20 protein-coding genes are annotated in these 24160 nt (G+C 38.5%); 12 read left to right on the top strand and 8 right to left on the bottom strand.

Annotated elements, in window-relative coordinates; genetic code table 11:
- The first annotated feature begins 4 nt into the window (after positions 1-4).
- Positions 5-391 (top strand): preQ(1) synthase, encoded by a 387-nt coding sequence (queF, locus tag ABIL69_05825; protein MEO0123508.1) that lies wholly within the window; start codon positions 5-7, stop codon positions 389-391.
- On the opposite strand, the gene ABIL69_05820 is transcribed toward queF, so the two are convergent.
- Positions 388-1896, bottom strand: coding sequence for a glycosyltransferase family 39 protein (locus ABIL69_05820; protein ID MEO0123507.1), 1509 nt, complete (start codon positions 1894-1896; stop codon positions 388-390). The genes queF and ABIL69_05820 overlap by 4 nt on opposite strands.
- A gap of 195 nt (positions 1897-2091) precedes the next feature.
- Between ABIL69_05820 and ABIL69_05815 the strand changes: the two genes are divergently transcribed.
- The 5 genes from ABIL69_05815 (at position 2092) to ABIL69_05795 (ending at position 9769) form a co-directional block, all read left to right on the top strand.
- Positions 2092-5190, top strand: coding sequence for a S8 family serine peptidase (locus tag ABIL69_05815; GenBank protein MEO0123506.1), 3099 nt, complete (start codon positions 2092-2094; stop codon positions 5188-5190).
- A gap of 206 nt (positions 5191-5396) precedes the next feature.
- Positions 5397-6674, top strand: coding sequence for a 3-isopropylmalate dehydratase large subunit (locus tag ABIL69_05810; protein MEO0123505.1), 1278 nt, complete (start codon positions 5397-5399; stop codon positions 6672-6674).
- A 3-nt stretch (positions 6675-6677) separates the two neighbouring features.
- Positions 6678-7958 carry a citrate (Si)-synthase gene (locus ABIL69_05805; protein MEO0123504.1) on the top strand — a complete coding sequence of 427 codons (1281 nt, stop codon included), beginning with the start codon at positions 6678-6680 and terminating at the stop codon, positions 7956-7958.
- Positions 7959-7969: 11 nt separating this feature from the next.
- A complete protein-coding gene (locus ABIL69_05800) occupies positions 7970-8470 on the top strand; it encodes a 3-isopropylmalate dehydratase small subunit (protein ID MEO0123503.1) in 501 nt (166 codons plus the stop codon).
- A gap of 114 nt (positions 8471-8584) precedes the next feature.
- Positions 8585-9769: an isocitrate/isopropylmalate family dehydrogenase gene (locus ABIL69_05795; protein ID MEO0123502.1), complete on the top strand. Its 1185-nt coding sequence runs from the start codon at positions 8585-8587 to the stop codon at positions 9767-9769.
- A gap of 60 nt (positions 9770-9829) precedes the next feature.
- On the opposite strand, the gene ABIL69_05790 is transcribed toward ABIL69_05795, so the two are convergent.
- Entirely contained in the window at positions 9830-10714 is an 885-nt protein-coding gene (locus tag ABIL69_05790; GenBank protein ID MEO0123501.1) for a patatin-like phospholipase family protein, read from the bottom strand.
- Between the two features lie 100 nt (positions 10715-10814).
- On the opposite strand from ABIL69_05790, the gene ABIL69_05785 reads away from it, so the two are divergent.
- Complete coding sequence (locus ABIL69_05785; protein ID MEO0123500.1) at positions 10815-11204, top strand: Minf_1886 family protein; 390 nt, start codon at positions 10815-10817, stop codon at positions 11202-11204.
- On the opposite strand, the gene ABIL69_05780 is transcribed toward ABIL69_05785, so the two are convergent.
- From ABIL69_05780 to ABIL69_05770, 3 genes are read right to left on the bottom strand one after another with little or no spacing between them, the layout of a single operon-like run.
- Positions 11193-12455, bottom strand: a complete 1263-nt coding sequence (locus tag ABIL69_05780) for a sugar phosphate nucleotidyltransferase (protein ID MEO0123499.1) — start codon at positions 12453-12455, stop codon at positions 11193-11195. The two genes, ABIL69_05785 and ABIL69_05780, sit on opposite strands and share 12 nt — an antisense overlap.
- Complete coding sequence (locus ABIL69_05775) at positions 12452-13690, bottom strand: sugar phosphate nucleotidyltransferase (GenBank protein MEO0123498.1); 1239 nt, start codon at positions 13688-13690, stop codon at positions 12452-12454. The genes ABIL69_05780 and ABIL69_05775 overlap by 4 nt, the downstream gene beginning before the upstream one ends.
- A gap of 39 nt (positions 13691-13729) precedes the next feature.
- Positions 13730-14647: a M23 family metallopeptidase gene (locus ABIL69_05770; GenBank protein MEO0123497.1), complete on the bottom strand. Its 918-nt coding sequence runs from the start codon at positions 14645-14647 to the stop codon at positions 13730-13732.
- 200 nt (positions 14648-14847) lie between these two features.
- Here ABIL69_05770 and ABIL69_05765 point away from each other — a divergent pair, with 200 nt between their 5' ends.
- The 4 genes from ABIL69_05765 to ABIL69_05750 are packed head-to-tail and all read left to right on the top strand — an operon-like array spanning position 14848 to position 19863.
- A complete protein-coding gene (locus ABIL69_05765; protein MEO0123496.1) occupies positions 14848-15837 on the top strand; it encodes an aspartate-semialdehyde dehydrogenase in 990 nt (329 codons plus the stop codon).
- A gap of 15 nt (positions 15838-15852) precedes the next feature.
- Entirely contained in the window at positions 15853-16683 is an 831-nt protein-coding gene (gene accD / locus ABIL69_05760; protein ID MEO0123495.1) for an acetyl-CoA carboxylase, carboxyltransferase subunit beta, read from the top strand.
- 35 nt (positions 16684-16718) lie between these two features.
- Positions 16719-17789, top strand: coding sequence for a sn-glycerol-3-phosphate ABC transporter ATP-binding protein UgpC (gene ugpC, locus ABIL69_05755; protein ID MEO0123494.1), 1071 nt, complete (start codon positions 16719-16721; stop codon positions 17787-17789).
- Complete coding sequence (locus tag ABIL69_05750; GenBank protein MEO0123493.1) at positions 17761-19863, top strand: PBP1A family penicillin-binding protein; 2103 nt, start codon at positions 17761-17763, stop codon at positions 19861-19863. The genes ugpC and ABIL69_05750 overlap by 29 nt, the downstream gene beginning before the upstream one ends.
- Here ABIL69_05750 and ABIL69_05745 read toward each other — a convergent pair.
- From ABIL69_05745 to ABIL69_05735, 3 genes are all read right to left on the bottom strand, one after another.
- On the bottom strand, positions 19860-20588 hold the full coding sequence (locus ABIL69_05745) for a coenzyme F420-0:L-glutamate ligase (GenBank protein ID MEO0123492.1): 729 nt from the start codon (positions 20586-20588) through the stop codon (positions 19860-19862). The genes ABIL69_05750 and ABIL69_05745 overlap by 4 nt on opposite strands.
- Before the next feature lie 65 nt (positions 20589-20653).
- Entirely contained in the window at positions 20654-20962 is a 309-nt protein-coding gene (locus tag ABIL69_05740; protein ID MEO0123491.1) for a winged helix-turn-helix domain-containing protein, read from the bottom strand.
- Positions 20963-21117: 155 nt separating this feature from the next.
- Complete coding sequence (locus tag ABIL69_05735; GenBank protein MEO0123490.1) at positions 21118-22197, bottom strand: iron-containing alcohol dehydrogenase; 1080 nt, start codon at positions 22195-22197, stop codon at positions 21118-21120.
- Positions 22198-22318: 121 nt separating this feature from the next.
- Here ABIL69_05735 and ABIL69_05730 point away from each other — a divergent pair, with 121 nt between their 5' ends.
- Positions 22319-23959 carry a T9SS type A sorting domain-containing protein gene (locus tag ABIL69_05730; protein MEO0123489.1) on the top strand — a complete coding sequence of 547 codons (1641 nt, stop codon included), beginning with the start codon at positions 22319-22321 and terminating at the stop codon, positions 23957-23959.
- Positions 23960-24160 lie beyond the last annotated feature (201 nt).

Raw genomic sequence — 24160 nt, 5'->3', positions numbered from 1 at the left:
GACAATGCAAAATTACACAAAAAAACATGCCATTGCTGGATTAAAGGCAGAATTGCCCAAACTTGATATTCTCCCCAATCAATTTAAGAATTATAAGATAACAATAATTATCCCTGAGTATTCTTCAGTCTGCCCCAAAACTGGACTACCTGATACGGGAACGATCACAATAGAATATGAACCGAATAAATATTTTGTAGAATTAAAATCACTAAAAATGTATATCCTTGCTTATAGAAATTTAGGGATTTTTTATGAGAATGCGGTGAACAGAATCTTCCAGGATTTTGTTAAGGCGGTAAAGCCACGCTGGGCAATTGTGCGCGGTGAATTCAATCCCAGGGGTGGCATTAAAACAATCGTTGAAATAAAGACTAAAAACCTGCATTAAAAATTTTCTTTCTTTACCCTTAACAGGAAAAATTCGGGATAACTGGTTTTGTAGATAATTTCAAAACTCTCAGGATGCTCCTGTATAAAAGGCAATAAATAACGCATGGTGGTGCCGGTCCACTGGAAACTATCAAAAATTATATAATCCGCTTTCTTTATTGATTCTTTTATTTCATTTTTATTTGTAGTAAATGGATAACAAAATGATTTATGTTTTGAAAGCAGATAGACAAACTCAGGCTTACGTGCCATTATTATTTTTTCTTCCGGAATGTTTTTTCTTATGTATTCAAGTGTCTCAAAATAACGGCGCCAATCCAAAGGATAACCTGCATATTTATTCCCTTTTATGTAGTCTAAATTGTAATTAATTGATGTCTTTGACTGCGAAATCATCCAGATTATATTTAGAATAATTATCAACCCAGATACCACAGATACGAAATATTTAATTTTCAATTTATCCTGAAGCCAGATAAAACCATAATATATGTAGATTAATATCACCGGCATCAAAGGTAGTAGAAATCTATCTGATGACCATACCCTGGGCCAGGCAAGTAATACCCCTATACCAAAGATAAAATATGTCTCAATAATGTTAAAATTTCTTAATCTTGTAATAAATCCAATTATCAAAAACACGATAAATATCAGCCCCAGAATGAAAGACAATCCCTGAGAATGTAGTATTGGCAGAAGGGTTGCAGGGAGTATGGTAAAGGTGTATAGGATAAAATTATCCCATATCCGCATAATGAAATCAGAAGTTCCTATCGTGCCAAGTTCCATTTGATAAGGATTTTTTGCAAGCAGTTGTCTTAAATAACCCGTATTATCAGGTATCCCTGCATTTCTAACTTCCCAGGGAATAAAGAAAAGCAAAAATAATGCTAAAAATATTATAAAATATTTGTATTCTTTTTTTATTATCAAAAACAGCAAGAAACCGAGAATCAATGAAATGCCTGCGGTTCTTATGAAAAAGGCATAGATCGCAAATAATGAAGCAATCAAAAAATTTAAAAAAGTTTTTTTATTAAAAAATTTCAACAGAAAATATAAGGCACCAAGTGAGAAAAACAGAAATGGAATTTCAGAAAGAATCCAGTGGTTGTATATTATAAATATCGGGACTGAGAGGTAGAAAAAAATTAGAATCATAAAATTTTCATTGAAGATTTTTCTGGTGATCAGATAAAAGAATACAAATGCACCCAGTCCAGTTAGAAAGATAACTATTTTAAATATCAAAATATTCTTACCAAAAATGATAAACGGGATTGATAATAGCAGGGGGAAACCTGGTGGATATTGAGTATGTGGTAATTCATCTGGCAAATATATATTTTTATATCCTTTTCCCGTAGTAATAGATTCAGCAAGATTTACATAAACAGCATTATCACCGCCGGTGAATAATTTGGGGTCAAAAAGAAGAAGTGATAAAATGGTATAAATCACCAAAAATATCCAAAGGAAAGTATCTTTTCTTCGTGCCATTTTATTTATAGAATTTTAGCCAAAGTTTACCCAAAGTCAATTAAATATTTATTATAATAATTCAATCTATTTTAAACTTAAGTCTTGACATTACTAAAAAAGAAAATATAATATAGATATGAAAGGGGGTGGTAGAAATAAAATAAAAATAAATAAGTTTCTTTCTTTGTCTAAAAGTGAAAAGGGGAGGTTTTTATGAAACTCATTAACATACTTTTATTGTTTGTTTTGATAATCCCAGGTTTTGCGTTGATAAGCCCGGAACTTAAAAATGTTACTACCAATGCACGTTCATCGGATTTTATTCCTATAGACATTGTCTTCAAAAAACAGATGGATGTGAATGATCTAACGAGGGCAGTTGAAGGATTACCAAAACCTGAAAGAAGGGCAAGGACTGCCGAGATACTGCGTGCTTATTCGCTGGAAAACCAGAAACCTGTTCTTGAATATCTCGCAAGGATGGAAAAACAGAATAAGGTTAAAAATATTGTGTCAATCTGGATTGTAAATGCGATCTATTGTGAAGCAACAAAGGATGTGATTGCAGAATTGGATAATAATCGGGATATTTTCTATATTGATTATGACCTGAAGCCCATTGATATAGAAAAGCCAGAGCAATTCCCTGCGCCTGCAGACAAGACATCACAAGAAAGAGAGATTGCCTGGGGTGTGAGCAAAATCAATGCTCCAGCAGTATGGGCACTGGGCTATACGGGTCAAGGTATTGTTGTCGGTATCATTGATACCGGTGTGAATTACAACCATGTTGACCTTGCTGACCATATCTGGACCGACCCGAATTACCCAAATCATGGATGGAATTTTGAGTTGAATAATAACGACCCGATGGATGCCCAGGGACACGGTACCCATTGTGCAGGCTCTGTTGCATCCGATGGGACTGCTGGTTCCCAGTGTGGTGTAGCACCAGATGCCCAGATGTTATGCTGTCGTGTGAGGACGGTTGCTGATAGTACAGCCGAGAATCAAGTCTGGCAGGCGATGCAGTTTGTTGTCTCACCACCACTTTCACCAACCCATGGTGGTGATTTGATAACAATGTCCCTCGGCTGGCGATATGCCTGGTCACCAAGGGTTGCAATGTGGCGCACCGCCTGCAATAATGTCGGTGCCGCAGGGATCGTGATGATCGTTGCTGCCGGTAATGAAAGAGGTTTTGACCTTCCACCTTATGCCCTGAGATGCCCGGGAAGTGTTCCTTCACCTTGGCGCCATCCACAGAATGGAGCAACAGGTGCCCAATCAAATGTAATAAGTATTGGTGCAACTGATATAAACGATGCTATAGCTTCATTCTCTTCACCTGGGCCTGTTAGGTGGGATACAGTCACTGGTTACAATGACTATCCCTACCCACCAGGATTAACCAAGCCCGATGTTTCAGCACCGGGTGTGAATATCAAATCCTGTGCCTATAATAATAATACTGGCTATCTTGACGGCTGGAATGGAACTTCAATGGCAACACCACATGTTGCAGGAACTGTTGCATTGATGCTTCAGAAGAATCCATATCTTTCCCGCCGTGAGATAGATAGTATTCTCCAGGTTACTGCTGTTGACCTTGGTCCTTCAGGAAAGGATAATGATTTTGGTGCGGGTAGAATTGATGCACTCGCTGCCGTCAATGCCACACCATTACCCGGCACACCATTTACACCTACAATCATCGCTCCATTCAACTATGCAAAATTTGCAACATTGAACCCGATATTTAAACTCACAACTACTGACCCACAGAATGATATGGTAAAATACAGAATCTACTGGTCAACTGATACCGCATTTACAAACCAGGATAGTATAACAACCGGACTATATCCAAGTGGTGCAACTATCACCTATACCCTGCCTGTTTCTCTAACCAACAACACTACTTATTGGTGGAAAGTTAAAGCCGCTGATTCAACCACAAGTGGAATGTGGTCTGCACCTACTGCACGAAGGTCTTTCACAATAAAGACTGATATACCATCTGGAACTTGTTCCTGGTTCCAGACAACCTATGCACAATTCTTAGGTTGTACATTCAATGGCACACAGGTTCAGGGTGATAGTGTAGTGCTTGTGCCAGTAGGTTATGTAGAAGATACCCTCCTTACTGCTAATTTTGAATCCGGAATGCCTGCAGGCTGGACCTGGGTTGATGGCAATAATGATGGATACCGTTGGACAACAGGTACAACGACCGATTTGGGTTCTTACACTCCACCCAACTATGGCACTGCCTATGCATACTATTCAGATGATGATGCGGGCAGCGGTGTGATCAACTATAATGAGGAACTGATTTCACCGAAGGTCTATGTTCCTCCGACTGCAGCAAACTTAAGAATTCGTTATGGATATGGATTTAGAGTCTATGAGACCGGTGAAAAACTCCGTGTAAAATTCCGCAAAAGAACCGGTGGCACCTGGACAAGCTGGACAAATATTGCTGAATATACCACCAGTGTTAACGGGACTGCCGACATAGACCTAACTTCCCAATTACCTTGCGATTCGGTCCAATTTGAGTGGTTCTTCAGTGATAGTACCACATCATCTCACTGGGGCTGGGCATGCGGAACCGATAATGTGATTCTCTCCTATTCTTACACTTACCAGAACAATTCAGGTGTCCTATATAGCCCACCAGTCGTCTATTCCGAGCTTTCAAAAACCTATGCCCGTTCACGCTGGGGCGATATTATCTGGCGCAAGGCAACAGGTGGCGATTCCATAGGTATTCAGGTTGAATATTACACCGGTTCTACCTGGCAATTAGTTCCTAACTCCATCATTCCTGGTAATTCAACCGGAAAATTCAGCCACAATGCGGTTGATACGGTCAAATTGAACCTGATGACTGACACTGTGACATATAACACGATAAGATTAAAAGGGCTTTTCTATCGTCTGACAAAATCGCCGAACAATCCCGCATTGCTTGATTGGGAAGTCGGAAATCTTTCAAGTTATGTCGGAATCTCTGAGTCTGGCAATAAAACAGATATATCGCGACTCACTTTCTCCCAAAATCCATTTACTGGGAAATTACGCATACACTATGTAGTACCAGAAAATCAGTCTTCAGCAATAATCAAGATATTTGACGCAACAGGCAGGCTTGTGAGAGAATGGACTTACAACGAGCTCAGTCAAAACGCATTCATTCTCTGGAATGGAAAAGACCACGAAGGTCGTAAACTACCTGCGGGTGTCTATTTTGTCCAACTCGAGACCGACAATGAGAAAATCGTGGAAAAGGCAATAATGCTAAAATAATAATGGAATCTTGGTGAACATTGATGGGGTAGCAAATGATTGCTACCCCATATTTTTTAACTTCATTCTTGACTCTGAACAAAATTTTTATATAATTACATTCTGGGATTACAAAGCAAGTTATATTAAAATTGTCTAACATTTTTTATAATAGTAGCCCGGATTCATTATCCTGGCAATGTTATTATAAATCGGGAGGTTGAATAATGGGAAAAACATTGGCTGAAAAGATTTTATCCGAAAAAAGCGGTCAGGATGCCTATGCAGGTCAGATTGTAATCGCCAAGGTAGATGTGGCGGCGTTCCAGGATGGGACCGGTCCGCTTGGAGTGCGCCAGATCCAGAAACTCAAAGTTGAAAAAGTCCGTGCACCAAAATCTATTGTATTTATTGACCACGCTGCACCTTCCCCGCGCAAGGAACTATCCAACGACCATATGTTATTGCGTGAATTCTGTGCCAAATCAGGCGCAATCCTCTCCGAAGTGGGTGATGGTGTTATACATCAAAGGCTTGTTGAATCTTTTGCCAAACCCGGTGATGTTGTTATTGGCGCAGACTCCCATTCCTGTACCTCAGGCGCCCTGGGTGCCTTTGCCACAGGCATGGGGTCAACCGATGTTGCGATTGGAATGGCAATGGGTAGAACATGGTTCAAGGTTCCTGAAACATTCAGAATCGAAGTTAAAGGCAAGTTCCAGCCTGGGGTCGGTGCCAAGGATTTGATATTATATCTCATTGGTATGATTGGAGCTGATGGTGCTACCTATAAGGCATTAGAATTTGGTGGTGAGACAATAGATAATATGTCTATGGAATCACGCTTTACATTATCCAATATGGCGGTTGAAGCAGGTGCAAAGACTGGGCTAATCGCCTCTGATAAAATAACCCGTGAATATCTAAAAAGAATGGGGAGATTAAAGGATTGGCGTCCACTTGCACCTGATAAAGATGCAAAATACGAGCGGATTATTGAGATAGATGCCAGTAAACTTGAGCCACAAGTTGCCTGTCCTCATACAGTTGACAATACCAAGCCGGTTAAAGAATTAAAAGGAACAAAGATTCATCAGGTATTCATCGGCACCTGTACAAACGGAAGGATTGAGGATTTAAAGATTGCAGCGAGCATTTTGAAAGGCAAAAAGGTTGCCCCTGGGGTCAGGTTGATCGTCGTTCCGGCCTCAAGAATGGTATTCCTTGAAGCGATGAAACTCGGCCTTCTGGATGTATTTGTCCGAGCAGGCGGAATAATCCTCGGTCCTGGCTGTGGACCCTGTGTTGGTGTCCATGAAGGTATTCTTGGAGATGGTGAAGTATGCCTTTCAACTGCCAACCGTAATTTTAAAGGAAGAATGGGTAATCCCGAAGGTTTTATTTATCTATCATCACCAGCAACTGCTGCATATTCAGCAATCAAAGGGGTTATCAGCGACCCGAGAGAGATTTTAAAAAAGAAAAAAACAAAAAGAAAGGAGTAATTTATGGATATAATTAAATTAAAATTAAAAGAAAAGATTCCTTTATGGCGAGATGAAATAAAAAATTTGGTAAAGGAGTACGGTGACAAGGTCATATCTGAAGTCACAGTAAGCCAGGCTTATGGTGGAATGCGGGGCGTAAAGGCATTGATATGTGATACATCCGAAGTTCCGCCAGATAAGGGATTGATAATACGGGAAATACCAATCGTACAATTAAAAAATAAACTACCCGAAGAGGTTCTTTATCTCCTTATCATTGGTGACCTTCCAGACAAAGAGGCTACCGAGGAAGTGAAAAAAGATTTGAAGAGGCGCTCCAAAGTACCTGATTATGTATGGGATGTCCTGAAGGCAATGCCAAAAGATTCGCATCCTATGGCGATGTTCAGCCTTGCGATACTGGCGATGGAAAGGGACTCTCTATTCCGAAAAAAATATACCGAAGGAATGAAAAAAGAAGAATACTGGGAATGGACGCTTGAGGATTCATTGAATCTGATTGCCAAACTACCGGCAATCGCTGCGGGAATATACCGGATGAGATTCAATAAAGGACCCCTGATTGATTCTGACCCTAACCTTGATTGGGCAGGTGATTATGCACATATGCTGGGAATACCAGATCCAACCGGTGAATTCAAGAATTTAATGAGACTCTATATGGTTTTGCATTCAGACCATGAAAGTGGAAATGTCAGTGCCCATACCTGCCATTGTGTTGGTTCTGCCTTATCAGACCCATATTATGCAGTATCTGCCGGTTTAAACGGACTTGCCGGTCCACTCCATGGACTTGCAAACCAGGAATGTCTTGCCTGGATTATAAAAGTAAGGGAAAAATTCGGCGGTGTCCCGAGTGATCAGGATTTAAGACAATTTGCCTGGGATACACTTAATGCAGGACAGGTAATACCTGGTTATGGACATGCAGTACTGAGAATTACTGACCCAAGATTTGATGCATTCCATGAGTTTGGTGCAAGGGTCTGCCCAGAAGATGAGCTCTATCAGATTGTTGCCAAGGTATTCAAGGTAGTGCCTCAAGTCTTGAAAGAGCAAGGTAAGGTAAAAGACCCCTGGCCCAATGTTGATGCGGCATCCGGATGTCTTCTTTACCATTTTGGACTTACAGAATTTGAGTATTATACAGTGCTCTTTGGTGTATCAAGGGCAATGGGTATGTGTGCCCAGTTGATTGTCAGTAGAGCGCTTGGTGAAGCGATTGAAAGACCGAAATCTGTTACCACAAAATGGGTAAAGGAGACCGTGAAGAAAGGATAGTGGAGGAATAAATGGTTCTAAAGGGAAAGGCGTGGAAATTCGGTGATGATATATCAACGGACTTAATCTGTCCGGGCCGGTATTTCCATCTCAGGTCCAATCTTGAAGAACTTGCAAAACATGTCCTTGAGGATGCCGACCCGCAGTTTGTTCAAAAAATGTCCAAGGGAGATTTTGTCGTCGCTGGGAATAACTTCGGTCTAGGCAGTTCAAGGGAACATGCACCAACGATAATAAAGATTGCCGGTGTAAGTGCGGTGCTGGCAAAATCATTCGCACGTATCTTCTATAGGAATGCAATCAATATCGGTCTGCCCCTTATTGAGTGTGATACCGATAAGATTGATACAGGTGATGAACTTGAAGTAGATCTTCAAAAAGGGTTGGTTAAAAATCTAACCAAAAATATTGAATTAAAGGTCCATCCGCTACCCAAGGCAATGATAAATATTCTCAATGATGGAGGTCTATTAGCCCACATTGAGAAACACGGAGATTTTAAATTAGATTAAAAGGAGTTATATATGGCAAAAAAGACAAAAAAATTAAAGAAGAAACCAGCGGTCAAGAAAAAGGCTGTAAAAAAAGCTGAGAAAGTAGAATATCCCCGTTCCGTTGTAAAGGCAATGGAACACTTCGGTGGGATATTGGTAAAACAACTAAAAAGAGTTCAAACAATAAAAAAGGCAGAAGACTGGATTGATTATTCAAAAGTAAAACCAATAATAATAGGAGTGATTGGTGGCGATGGCATAGGTCCCTATATCACAGGTGAGGCACAGCGCGTGCTTGAGCATCTATTAAAAGACGAAGTAAAAAAAGGCAAGATTGAATTCAGGGTGATTGAAGGATGTACAATTGAGCGCCGTGCGGAAGTTATGAAGGCAATCCCTGATGAAGTTCTGGAAGAAATTAGAAAATGCCATGTATTACTTAAAGGACCCACAACAACTCCAAAGAAAGGCGACCCCTGGCCCAATATTGAAAGTGCTAATGTTGCAATCAGAAAAGAACTTGACCTCTTTGCGAATGTCCGTCCAGTGCGTGTTCCATCCCAGGGTATTGACTGGATATTCTTTAGGGAAAATACCGAGGATGTATATGCACTCGGACCATTTGGCATTGAGGTAACACCCGATTTGGCAATAGATTTCAAAATGATAACCAGGCCGGGAAGCGACAGAATAATCAGGCTTGCATTTGAACATGCGAAAAGAAATAATAAAACGCGGGTTACCGCAGTAACAAAGGCAAATGTTGTAAAGACAACGGATGGATTATTCTTAAAAACATTCTATGAGATTGCCAAGGAATATCCCGGAATTAATGCCGATGATTGGTTCATTGATATTATGACTGCAAAGCTTGTTGATACAAAAAGACGGACTGAATTCCAGGTGCTCGTGTTGCCCAATCTCTATGGTGATATTCTCACCGACGAGGCAGCAGAATTCCAGGGTGGTGTAGGCACAGCAGGAAGCGCCAATATTGGAAAACGCTATGCAATGTTTGAGGCAATCCATGGAAGTGCACCAAGGATGGTTACTGAAGGAAGAACACAGTACGCTGACCCGAGCAGTGTAATTCGTGCTGGCGCGATGCTTTTAAATCACATTGGCTATGTAGAACTGGGCAGGAAGCTTGAGATGGCGCTTGATATCTGCGGACAGTTTGAAAAGAAACTGATAATGACCGGAAGGGCGACTGGTGCCACAGGTAGAGAATTCTGTGACTACATTCTTGAAACAATGGCTGATCCCAATCTTGAAAATCGCTGGAATGAATATCAGAAGAAAGCAGTTGGCGGTTAATGAGTTGAGACGCTGGTTTAAAAGGGGCTGGAAATCAGCCCCTTTTTATTTTTAAAGACTTTATTTTTGCAGAAAACTCTTTCTTAACCTATACCAGAATCTTGTGATTTCCTTTATCTTATCAATATTCTGTAGTACTGCTTCTCTGCCTTTTTGAATCAAATCTTCACGAGCAGTAAAATCAGCCCAGTGATGTTCATTTAGTTCTGGTTTTATAACACAATCTGCAAGTTTTAAAATTCTTTTATCAAGATGATATTTCATAAAAGAAAGGGCACGCTGGGTGATCAGAAAACCGGTGTCGGGTTCTTTTTCAAACCTGGGAATATCACCAAGATACACCGCAATAATAATCTTCGCACCAATCTCTTTCAACGGTTCTATTGGAATATTATTTATCGTTCCTCCATCAATTAGAATCTTATCATCGTTGTATAATGCAGGAAAAACACCGGGAATGGCACAACTTGCCCATACCGCCCTGTAAAGCGGACCTGTAGTAAATATGACTTCGTTTCCTGAATTGATATCAAGACTATTGCAAACAAAAGGAATTTTCAAATCACTAAATGTCTTGTCCGCAAAAATTCGCTTCAATAATTTTTCGGTTGCCTCTATTTTAAGAATTGATTTTTTGAAGAACAGTGTACCGTAATAATATTTCTCAAATAATTTTTTCTTAAAGGTTTCAAATTTATTGGCACCCCGTGAATAAAATTTATCAATTTCAAGTTTTTTAAACTCTTCAGATTCAACGATACTTTTGGTAATTTCTCTTAGATTTTTTGCACTCCCTTGTAAGCAATATATTGCGCCCACCATTGCGCCAATTGATGTCCCTGCAACATAATTCAATCTTATTCTATTTTCCTCAAGCATTTCAAGCACACCAATATGGGCAAGCCCTTTGGCACCACCGCCACCCAACGCAATTCCTAATTTCATATTTGTTCCCGATAAAGATATTACAAAAATAAAATGGATTGTCAATAGTAGTAGATTTTGTGCCCTTGACTGAGCTATAAATATATATATATTTTTATCAATGGCTAAAAATTCACATTTTGATAAAATTATTGAAAAAGACCCCCGCTATAAGATTGAGGCGTATATATTTGTGCTTGAAGCTTTGTATTACGCACGTGAGAAATTCAAAGTTGAAAAACATGTCACCGGAAGGCAGCTACTTGAAGGTATAAAAGAGTTGGGGTTAAAAAGATTTGGACCTATGGCAAAAATGGTATTTGAATACTGGGGTGTCAAAAAAACTATTGATTTCGGCAATATCGTATTTAATATGGTAAACGAAGGGATATTAAGTAAAACTGAGGAAGATAAGATTGAAGATTTTAAAGATGTCTATGATTTTGAAGAACTTTTTGTAAAAAATTATAAGTTAGATTTTGATGATAAAACAAGAATATCACAATGTTGAGCCGGATTTAATTTTTTTTATTTTGGATTTGCTTAAATCAATTCCAGATGAGATGATACAATTTTTTCCAATAATTATTCCTTCAGGAATAACCGCATTCTTGCCGATAACAGAGATCCCGGTCGATAAATTCATACCCAGGGCTGTGTTAGGCAAAGATTCTCCGTAACCGATGAATGCTTTTCTACCAATCTTTACATTCTTATCAATTATTGCCTTTATTACCACCGCATTCTTTTTCACAATTGTATTATGAAAAATAACCGAATCAATCACCCTCGCACCCTCTTCAATAACTACCCCCGGCGACAGGATTGAATTTTCAACGATACCTTCAATTAAACAACCCGAAGAAATTAGAGAATTGGATACACTTGAGCATCTACCAATATAGGCTGATGGTTTGGCACCAATTTCACCTCGCACAAAAAGATTGGTTCTTATATTCCAGTATTCTATATCCAATCCCGAACCTTTTCTTAATAAATCCATATTACAATTCCAGTATGCATCAATGGTTCCCACATCACGCCAATAACCATTGAATTCGTAACCAAAGACCCTTAGTTTATTTTTTAATATCAAAGGGATAACATCTTTTGCAAAATCACCCCCCCCTTTCCCTGCAGATTCTATTAAGGCATTTTTTAATATTTTTGTATTGAATATATAAATACCCATTGAAGCAAGGTTAGATTTTGGTTTTTTAGGTTTTTCCATCCACTCAATTATCCTGCCATTTTTATCTAATCTCGCTATACCAAAATGATGTGCCTGCTCAAAAGGAACGCGAATAAAACTGATCGTAACATCTGCTTTTTTTCTCATATGGTAGTCTCTCATGTCGTTATAATCCATATAGTATATATGGTCACCTGAGAGAATTATTACCATCTCTGGAGAAAAATCTTCAATAAAGCCAAGATTTTGATAGACTGCATCTGATGTTCCCTTGTACCAATCGGATACTTCCTCTCCGGTCTTCGGTGGTAAAATCTCAACCAACCTCGTCTTTCCAAATAGATCCCATGGCCTACCGTTGTCAATATGCTCCATTAATGATAATGGTTTATACTGAGTAAGAACACCAACAACATCAATGTTAGAGTTGGCGACACTGCTCATTGTAAAATCAATTATTCTATAAATGCCACCGAAGGGGATTGCAGGTTTGGCACGCAATCGTGCAAGTATGCTCAAACGCGAACCAACGCCGCCGGCAAGGATTAAAGCAATAAGTTCTTTTTTCATCGCAGTGTACTTCCCGGTTCAATTAGTGTTTCTTTTATATCTTTATCCGCATATATAACAGTATTTGCACCAATTCTTACCGCAGGGGCAATCTTAACTCCCTTTCCTATTATCGTAATACCTGTGTTGAGCAATTCCCTGTATTCTTTTGATGGAATATTTGCGCCAAAAAGTCCAATCTCTACATCTTTTCCAATTTCGCAAAATTTATCACATATAACTTTTTTTAATCGGGCATTACTTTTTATAATACTATTATGGAATATAATAGAATCAATAACTTCGGCATTCTCTTCAACTACTACTCCCGGTGAAATTATTGAGTTTATAACCGTTCCCTTTACCACACAGCCATCACTAATATAAGAATTCAGTACCCTGCCCTCTATGCGCGCGGGCAGACGATCTTTCAGTGCACAACCTTCTATAAGATTAGTACATACCTGCCATTTATGTAATTTAATTTTGCCTTCAAGTAATGTCATATTTGTTTTATAATACATATCAATCGTTCGTGCATAAAACCAGTAATCATAGAACTTATATCCATAAATTGCACAGCGCCCGGGTAAATAGGCAATTATATCTTTACCAAACTCATGAGAATCAGCATGGGAATTTTCTTTCAATAAATCAAAGAGTATATCCTTTCGGAAAATATAGACTGTCATTGATACCCAATCAGACATTGGCTCCTTTGGTTTCTCTTTATATTCAATGAGTCTACCATCCTTCTCCATAATACCATAACCGAACCAGGGATATCTATTTTTTATCTTTGTAAAACAAACGGTAACATCTGCCCTCTTCTTTTTATGAAAGGCAAAGACCTTTTTATAGTCCATAGAATAGATATGGTCCGCAGCGGCGATTAGCACATGTTCAGGGTTGAATTCTTCAATAAAAGAGATATTTTGATATACTGCATCTGCAGTTCCCCGGTACCAATCTGATTCTTTAAGTCCCTTATACGGTGGCAGCATCCTAATTCCTCGCTTCCTACCTATATAATCCCAGTGTTCACCATTGCCAATATGACGCATAAGGCTGTATGGTCTGAATTGCGACAAAACGCCTACATTATCAATCTTTGAATGCATCATATTGCTTAAAACAAAATCAATAAACCGATAAATTCCAAATACCGGAACCGCTGCCTTTGGTCTCTTTTCAGTGAGGGTGAGCAGTTCATCAACCCTGCCACCAGCGAGAATCATTCCAACAATGTTATTCATTAGGAGTTCTTATTGAATTTAAAAATTAAAATAATTATTTCAATCAATAATTATATCTCTGAAATCTATATAATTTATCGGATTTACTTTTATCCCGGCAACAATGACCTCATAATGTAAATGAGGGCAGATTGCCCTCCCTGTTCCTCCAACTCTTGCAATAATCTGCCCCCTCTTTACTGTTTCACCTTCTTTAACCAAAATTTTTGAGAGATGGGCATACCTCGTTACAAATCCATAGCCATGATCAATATCAACGACATAACCATAACCCATATTCCAGTCAGCAAAAACCACAATCCCATCACCCGTGGCATATACCGGGGTTCCCCGCGATGCACTAAAATCCACACCCTCATGCATACGCACATCTTTCTCAAATGGATCAACCCGATAACCAAAACCCGAACTGATCTCTGCCCCAGGAACAGGATTTATTGAAGGAATATGACGCCAGAGATCAAAATTCTGAGATATTTTATTTTCAAGTTCGCAAATACTCTTTTCTCTCAATTTGGCTTGACCTTTTAAAACATCAATAGATTCATATAAACTTTCAATGAGTTTTGCATTGTAGATAGAAAGATTTGTTGACCTTTTGGGAAGATTACTGCCACCAATACCCATTGACCAGATATCAGGGTGTATTGAGGCAAGTTGAAGAAAATTACGCTGTTTATTATCAATTGTAATCTGGTCACTCAAAGCCCTTCTTAATGCGGTAATGCGATTTTTCAGTTCCTCAATTCTTTTTGAAAGGTCTCTGTGCTGTTCTTCAGCAATATTCTGTTTAATTTCAGAAATAGATACTCTGGTATTATGGATAAAAAGGATAATAGAACTGAGCGTAATTATACCAAAAAAAATAAAAATTGAAATGAGAAGACGCCCTGAGACAGAGATGCTCCCTAAAAAATTATTGCGACCCAGGATGATTATAGTAAATCTCTGGCTCATAACATTATAATTATAACCATATATTTCTTTATGTCAAGACAGAGGTTTTCAATCTATCTAAATTCGGTTCTCAGCTTTTATTCGTAAAAATTTTAAAAATAATGCTTGTTGCATTATCGTTGGGCAAGAGACCCCGTAATTTGTGAAGAATTAAATGTGCGGCACTTGACTGGACAATTTTTATGGATATAATATTGTTTATGAAAAAAGTTTTGATTCTTGGTGCGACTGGCCTTGTTGGGCAGGAAGTTTTAAAGATATTAGAACAGCGCAACTTTCCGATAGGAGAGTTGTTTCTTTTTGCATCGGAGAGAAGCGAAGGAACGACCATACATTTTCGCGACCGTGAGTATGAGGTTTTCTCTACATACGAAGACTTTATCGGAAAGGTTGATATCGTGTTCGGTTGTTTAGATGAACCCCTTTCTAAAGAAATCATTCCTAAATTCAAAGATAAAAGCATAGTCATTGATAATTCTCCGGCATTTAGAATGGACCCCGATGTTCCGCTTGTAATCCCTGAAATAAATCCCCAAAAAATCAAAGAGCATAAAGGAATCATTGCCAATCCAAACTGCTCTACAATTCAAATGCTCGTACCTTTATACCCACTGCATAAAAAGGCAAAAATTAAACGCATATTTGTCGCCACCTATCAATCAGTATCTGGATATGGTAAGTCTGCAGTTGAACAATTAAAATTAGAACTTGAATATATCGCCGCGGACCAGGCTGTACCAGGGTTCGAAGACAGTGTATTTCCACATCAAATTGGGGCGAATATAATACCACAAATTGGTAGGTTCAATGAACTTGGTTATACAAGCGAAGAGATGAAAATGCTTAACGAAACAAGAAAAATCTTTGATGATGATTCTATACTTGTAAGTCCAACCTGTGTCAGAATTCCAGTTTTCTATGGACATAGTGAGGCAGTGAGTGTAGAATTTGAAAATCCCATTTCAGTAGCAGAGGCAAAAGAAATTTTAAGGAATGCACCGGGTGTTATATTATGCGAAAACGACCAGGATTATCCAGTACCTATTCAAGTTGCAGGTAAAGATGAAGTCTTTGTTGGCCGGATTCGCAAAGATTTTGCCTTTGAGAACGGATTAACAATGTGGATAGTTGCAGATAATATCAGGAAAGGGGCTGCACTCAATGTAGTCCAGATTGCTGAATTATTATGATAAAAGGGGAACTTAATGTGGTTTAAAAAGAAAATCCAGGCAAAACCCGAAGAAAAATTGGAATTGCCAGAAGGACTCTGGGTAAAATGCGAAAGTTGCGGTGAAATTCTTTATAAAACTGAACTTGAAAAGCGCATATGGATATGCCCAAAATGTAATTTCCATTTCCGGATAGGCTCGCGTGATTATATTGCCCTTTTGCTTGATGAAGGAATGATAGAAGAACTTGATGCGGATATGGAACCGCTCGATCCTCTTGATTTTCCTGATTACAAGAAAAAATTGAAATCGGCTCAACAATCTACAAAATTAAAAGATGGATTAGTATATGGAAGGGCTAAGATTGGTGGAATACCGGTTATTTTTGCAACAATGGACTTTGCCTTTATGGGTGGCAGTATGGGTTCGGTGGTAGGTGAAAAGGTAGCGAGGGCAATAAGACTCGCACGGACCGAGAAAAAACCTTTAATAATTCTCTCCACATCCGGTGGGGCACGAATGCAGGAAGGAATATTTTCCTTGATGCAATTATCCAAGACATCTGCCGAACTTGCACTTCTGGCAAAAGAAGGAATGCCTTATATCTCAATCCTTACCCATCCAACAATGGCTGGGGTTATGGCATCCTATGCATCACTGGGCGATATAATTATTGCCGAGCCTGGTGCACTCATAGGATTCACAGGTCCCAGGGTTATTGAACAAACAATTGGGGAAAAACTGCCTCCGGGATTCCAGCGTTCTGAATTTATGCTGGAACACGGAATGATTGACCTCCTTGTATCCAGAACCGATTTACGCAATACGCTGATAAGGTTGCTGAAGATAATTTGTAAAGTTCAGTGAGAAAAATTTCAGTTTGACAATCACATTTAACATAAATGGCTGAATTAAGATTGGAAAATGTTTCTAAAATATATGATAAAAACATAATTGCTGTTCGGGATATAAATTTCAAGGTCAATGATAAGGAATTTGTTGTATTACTGGGACCCTCAGGCTGTGGCAAAACAACTATATTGAGATTGATTGCGGGATTGGAAGAAGTATCAGAAGGTAAGATATTCATTGATAATATTTGCGTAAATGGTATTAGCCCGGATAAAAGGGATATCGCAATGGTATTTCAAAACTATGCACTCTACCCCCATATGACAGTCTTTGAAAATATGGCTTTTGGATTGCGTGTCAGGAAAATACCTAAATCAGAGATTGAACAAAGGGTTTTAAAGGCAGCCGATACTCTTGGATTAAAAGAATTTTTAAATAGAAAACCGAGACAATTATCTGGTGGTCAGCGTCAGCGTGTTGCACTCGGAAGGGCAATTGTCAGGAATCCAAAGTTGTTCCTCTTTGATGAGCCCCTTTCTAATCTTGATGCTAAATTAAGGGTGCAAATGCGTGGAGAATTATCACGACTACATAAAACTTTAAATGCCACAATTGTCTATGTCACCCATGACCAGATTGAAGCAATGACGCTTGGCGAAAAAGTGGTTGTAATGAATAATGGCAAAATTCAACAGATAAGTGACCCGATCACCCTTTATAAAAAACCCGCGAATAAATTTGTTGCGGGATTTATTGGCTCTCCGCCAATGAATTTCATCAGTGGTGTTATTAAAAAAGATTTAAATGAAATAAAATTTATAAACTCGGATATTACAATTAAACTCAGTTCTGAATTTGAAAAATTTGCAAATCGTGATGTCGTAATGGGTATTAGACCAAGCGATTTTACAGATGCATCCGGTATTGAATTCAAAATCATGGTGGAAATCATTGAACCGATAGGTGAAGATACATATATCTATGGCAAAATTAACAATACTACTGTCCATGCAAAGGTGCCCGAAACATATAAACCAAGAATTGACGAATCGTTAATCTTGAAAGTTTCTCCGGAAAAATTATACTTGTTTGATGCCAAAACCGAAGATGCCCTCAGATAAAAAGAAAAAAACTCACCGTCTGCGCTGGGCGATAATTATAATTTTATCCGTAATTGCTGGTTTCGCCCTTGGACTATACATTCAGATTATCCATGACCTTCCACCTGCCGAAGCAATATCTTTTTATGCACCACCAGTATCAACAAAAGTATATGACGACCAGGACAGCCTTTTTACTGAATTTTTTATTGAAAGAAGAGAGTTAGCAAATTTAAGCGATGTACCTGATTATCTTAAAAAAGGTTTTATATGTATTGAAGATAAAACATTTTATAAACACTGGGGTGTTGATGTTAAGGCAATATTCCGAGCGGTTATTCAGAATATACTCCATCTTCGGGCTGCCCAGGGATTTAGTACAATAACGATGCAACTTGCACGAAATATGTTTCTTACCCAGGAAAAAACTATTCTCCGTAAATTAAAAGAAATTGCCTTAGCACTAAGGATTGAAAGGGCATATACCAAGGATGAAATTCTTGAACGATATTTAAATCAGGTAAATTTTGGTCAGGGGCGATACGGTGTGGCAACTGCCGCGCGTTATTATTTCAATAAAAATATCTCGGATTTAACTTTGAGTGAATCGGCACTGCTTGTTGCCCTTCCTAAGTCACCGGAATACTTATCTCCTTATCGTTATCCCGAAAGGGCAAAGGCAAGAAGAGACCTTGTATTAAAACAGATGTTTAAGGACCATATTATAACTGAGGAAGAATACAACAAGGCAATAAACGAACCATTAAATGTAGCGGAACGTAAAAAGGGACATTCAGTAGGTGAATATTTCATTGAGGAACTAAGAAGACATCTTGAATTAAAGTATGGTGCGGAATTTCTTTATCGTAGTGGTGCAAGTATCTATACTACAATCAATAGAAATATCCAGGAGGTTGCAGAAGAAGTTCTGGAAAAACATTTAAAGACGATTGAAAAAGATTATAAATTTAAAATAACAAAGGCCAAGATTGATTCCACAGGTATCCCTGACACATTAAACAACACACCCTATCTACAGGGTGCATTGATAATTGCTGACCATAGAAAAGGGGAAATAAAAGCAATGATTGGCGGCAGAGATTTTAGCCAGAGCAAATTCAACCGGGCAACGCAGGCAAAACGCCAGACTGGTAGTTCATTCAAGGTCTTTGTATTCCTTGCAGCACTTGATAACGGCTTTACACCTGCGGATCTCGTCCTTGATTTACCGATTGTCCTTGAAGTCGCAGGACCTGACAGTATCTATCGTCCAGCGAATTATGACCATAAGTTTTTGGGTCCCATAACAATGCGAAAGGCACTTGCTTTGTCACGAAATCTTGTTGCGGTAAGATTGATTCGTATCGTTGGTCCGGATCTCGTAGTAAAGTATGCCTATGGCTTAGGCATAAAATCAAAACTTTTACCGGTGGTGTCACTCGCACTTGGTTCCTGTGAAGTAAGCCTTGCTGAACTAACACAAGCATTCAGCACGATTGCCAATCTTGGTGAAGAGAAGTCTTTAATAATGATCAGGAAGATTGTTAATAAAGATGGCACCATCATTGAAATGAATAAACCCGCCACTGAGAAAAAACTTTCTGAACAAACATGTTATCTTATGGTCAATTTGATGCGTTCAGTTGTAGATGGTGGAACGGGGTATGAAATAAGAAAATACTACAAAGGTCCTGCTGCAGGTAAAACAGGGACTACTGATAATTATTCTGATGCCTGGTTTATTGGTTTTACACCCCATTATACTGCAGGGGTCTGGGTCGGATTTGATGATAACAAAACAATTTTCCGGGGTGCAACCGGTGGCGTGGTTTCAGCACCGATCTGGGGTGAGATAATATCAAGGATTGACACCCTTATAACAGATGATTTTCCTGTTCCTGAAGGAATTGTTTGGTGTAAAATATGTCCAAAATCTGGATTACTTGCAAATGAATACTGTCCCACACCCCGTGAAGAACCTTTTATTAAAGGTACCGAGCCAAAAGAATCTTGTGATGTCCATACACTTGAAACCAAATTACATGGGGAAGATGAATTTGAAAAACTTGACCGCTCTGCATTACAGGGATATTAATCAGATTTTTTAACTCTTCGTACAATTGCAATCGGCGTTTGCTGGCTTGATTGTCCTAAAGGATTGTCGCGAAATACTTTTTTACAGAAATCATCGCTTATTTTAGGCTCTGATTTACCAAGCACCGATACACCCAAATCATTGGCATCAATTATCACAAAATCGTATCTAAATCTTCCTTTTAATTGTCCTGCAACTTTATTCGGATTTTTCGGTCCCAATTTTGCATATTCATTATATGGTGGCAATGTATAATGGCAGGGTCCATCAATCGCAGCCACTGATTTGCCCGCAACAATATAAAACAGACCTTTTATACCCAAAGGCTTGGTAATAGCTGAAACAAATGCCGCCAGAAGAATCCGTAATATCCCTGCTTCCCTTATTGCCAGTTCCATAGTCCAGGGGCTACCCAGACCAATCCCATAAGGTGATTTATGAACAAATTTTACAAGAAACCTTGCAAGCCACGATGGTTTAATATCTTTAATTGGAAATGCCCTGCCCTGTGTGATTGCAACTATTCGTTCACTTAAAAATACCACATCACCTTCCTTTAAATGCCCAAGAACATATTGTTCAACAATCTTAAAAATATCATCCTGAGCAGTTATAATATGAGTCTTTACCGGCAATCGCGCATAATCAATCCCATCAACATTAATTATGAGTTTTTTCCCCTCATTTGGCTGCCATTTTTCCATATTATGATTCAAATCATTCATATTAATTATTTAATTCCTAATTTTAATTGCCAATTCTGGTATTCTGGTAATTACCGGAATGCGGACTACCATTTTTTAAACCTCATTTTATCAGCGTAAGTTTCTAAATTTCTGAGAACTTTTTTAATCGCCCGGTCCTTAAGATAATACACCTTACGATTACTAAATGTATCATACCTCACCAGGTCAACCTGGCGCAGATTACGAAGAACATCTGAAATAGTTTTAATAGAAAGGCCAATTTCGTTACTGAGGTCGGTCGGGGTCATTTTTCCTTTTGTCAGCATTTTCAAAATTTGATATGCGGTGGGATTACCCAAAACCCTACAGAATCTTGAAGCGCGATAATAGGTCTCTGCCATTTTTCTTCTCATTGTATCATTATATAAAAATTATCTGCTCTGTCAATAAGCATTCCGGCATTCTGGTAATTACCAGAATGCCGGAATTATAAAAATAAAGTCAAATTATCAAAAATGCGATATTGAATGAATACATGTTGGAGGAAAAAATTTGTTCTATAATATTGCTAAAAGTCTTGAATTAAAATTTTTTTGATTTCTTCTTTTGATGGTTTTTTATCTTCTAAAATCGTATAACGTAAGGGACGAATTTTTTTTGCATATATAACAACTTTTATAAAATCGTCAGATTTAATTTTTAAATAAGATATATCACAGGGAAAGTTGATATTTCTATACAGCCGTTCTACCGCCTTTAAATATGGATTTTTCTGGAGCATCATTGTAAAGATTGTAGCAATCCCCACCTGCTCACCATGAAGGGCATCACGCCCCGGGAATAAATAATCCATTGCATGGCTTATCTTATGCTCACTCCCGCTTGCGGGCCTTGATGAACCAACAAGGCACATTGCCAGACCGCTTTTGAGCAGACCATCACAAAGCGCTTCAAGAAATTTCTGACTCTTAATATTTTTCGTTTTTAGTTTTAACAATTTCTTCGCACCGATTTCCGCCAGTCTCAGGATTTTATTATCGATTTTTTCTCTCTTTTTTCTTTTCGCCAGCCGACAATCAAATACGGCGGAAAGATTGGAGATCAGATCGCCTACTCCTGACCGCAGATGCCTTATTGGTGCTTTTTTTATTATGTTAAAATCTATGATTATTCCGTAAGGGGGATTGGTCAGATGGCTCACTGGTATTCCTTTTTTATTTAGGATCACTGAAACCGGTGAGGCAATGCCATCATTAGATAGAATTGTCGGTATACTTATAAATTTTATTCTGTTCTTTCCTGCGGCAATTTTTGCAACATCAAGAACCCGACCACCTCCGAAACCGATAACTAAATCAAATTTTTGCTCTTTAATCAAATTTGCAACCAATCTTACAGTCTTCTCATCGCTCTTTTTGATGAACTTGTTTGAAATTGAAACATTTTTTTCCTTAAATAGTTTGACAATTCTTCTGCCGCCAATCTTAAATGTTTTTTCGTCACATAAAACAAGAATCTTTTTGAAACGAACATGCTGCTCTTGCAAGATTTCATAAATCCTGTCAATGATATTATGTCCCTGAATAATGAACTCTGGCACTTTTACAGATTTACGTTTATCATTCATCAATCTAATTTTCTTTGTCATTTTTTAAGATTACTGATATTTACCTTTAAGTCAATATGCTTCTGCTAATTTCAAAAAGATTATCCAACCACTTGACTTTTTTTTGGGGGGGTATAATATTATTGTGTAATAAGGAGGAGTTATGAGAAATATTTGTTTCTTTCTTATTCTCATTCAAATTAGTAGGGCAGTGACGATTAGTATCCCTATTAATCCACCTGAGCTAGTGCTATTAAATCAAGAGCATAAAACTTACAATCTATCACACACTCCGATAGTTAACTCAAATTCCTTTTCACCTGTTGACTCCTCTGTTTACGCCTACTCTCTTTGGACACAAAGTCATGAATGTCTGGCATACAATGCTTTAGTCGGTAGTCTATTATTTGTTTGCCATGAATTTGGAACCGGCTTATATTTGAATGTTTCCCAAACAGATAACCTCTTTTCTTTTTCATTAACTGATATCGGCGTATACACAGGTCAATTTGGTGGGTTTATATATCCATCTGCCATTGCCTCAGGTTTTGATATTGCAGGTTCTGGACCTCATGTCTCTCTTTCTTGTGGTTATCTAACATATTCCAGAATGGTAGGAATATTTGAAACTGGTGGTTGGTGGTCTTCATATTGGGATCCACCGGTTGACCTCGGACCAGGAATAAATAAAGCCTGGTGGAATATCGGTAAGCAATTTCCGAATGGAAACATATTATTTATTGCGGTTACTATAGAAAACTATTCTGATGATAGAAAAATTATCTATCGCACCTATAATTGCAATCTCACGACCCAGCTTGCTGGTGGCTATATCAATCCTGATTATCGTAGATACTGGGGATTTGATATTAATAATGGTATTGCCTATGTCTTTTACTACGATACACTCTTGAATATCTACTATCGCACTACCACTGATGGGATAAACTGGTCATCAGAACAGGTTTACAATATGGTCTGGCCCGAGCCCTTTGATTCCAATTTAGTCTTCTGGACCCAAGCAGTGGTAATGGACAATGGTGAGCCCAAATTGATATTTGATAATATTGATTATCAGGATTATATTGCTGGCAATTATCCAATGACTGGGAAAATCTATGTCTCACCGGGTTCAGGGCAGGTATGTAGAGAAATATCTACTGGCTTAAATAGGAACTTCTATCCCACGATTGCTACGGGTGGAGATTATCTCATTGGTCTCTGGCATTCCCAGGCAGGAGCGGGACAGGATTCACTGGCGTTTTGGAATCTGTATTATAATTATTCAACGGATGGAGGATTGACCTGGCATACACCGCGTAATATTACAGGCAGTTTTGGTTATCGGCATGGGCTGGCGCAAATTGCCAAGCGGATTGATACCCAGAATAATCAATTCTTTTATGTCTTTGGTCAGGATATGGTTGCGGATTTAGACCCGATATGGATGTGCTGGAAGGGCTGGCAGTATTCTCATCCGGCAAGGTGGTACTGGGGCAGGCAGGCGATTACGGGTATCCAAGAGCAGAAACAGGAAAAACCACAAAAATTTTCTTTAAATATTTCCCCCAATCCGGTGCGGGATAATGCGGTGATTACTTATACTATTCCTGAAGCAGGGCATATTTCTTTAAAAGTCTATTCCATTGATGGCAGGCTGGTAAGGATAATTGAAAATGGGTTTAAGAATGCAGGAAGATATAAATTAGACTGCTCATTCAATGATTTAAATGCCGGGATATATGTGCTTATGCTTGAAAATGGAAAGTGGAACACCAGCAGTCTCTTTGCATTTTTAAAATAGCATAACCCGGAACGAATTAAGTGTTCCAGCAATGATCAATTATGATTGCCTGGGTATAGAAATAAATCAAAGGTGTAAAAATAGTGTAAAATGAGTTTAAATAGTATACACTTTTGTATTTCACAAATCTATCAAATTTCGTGAGTTTTTGATGGTGTCCATAAATAGTGTATAAATTTTCACACTTTTTCCCAAAAGTTA

The sequence above is a fragment of the candidate division WOR-3 bacterium genome (assembly GCA_039802005.1).
GTDB lineage: Bacteria > Hydrothermota > Tepidihabitantia > SM23-42 > JAOAFX01 > JAOAFX01.
The sequence above is the reverse complement of the archived record's forward strand: the minus strand, read 5'-3'. Positions and strand labels throughout refer to the sequence as shown.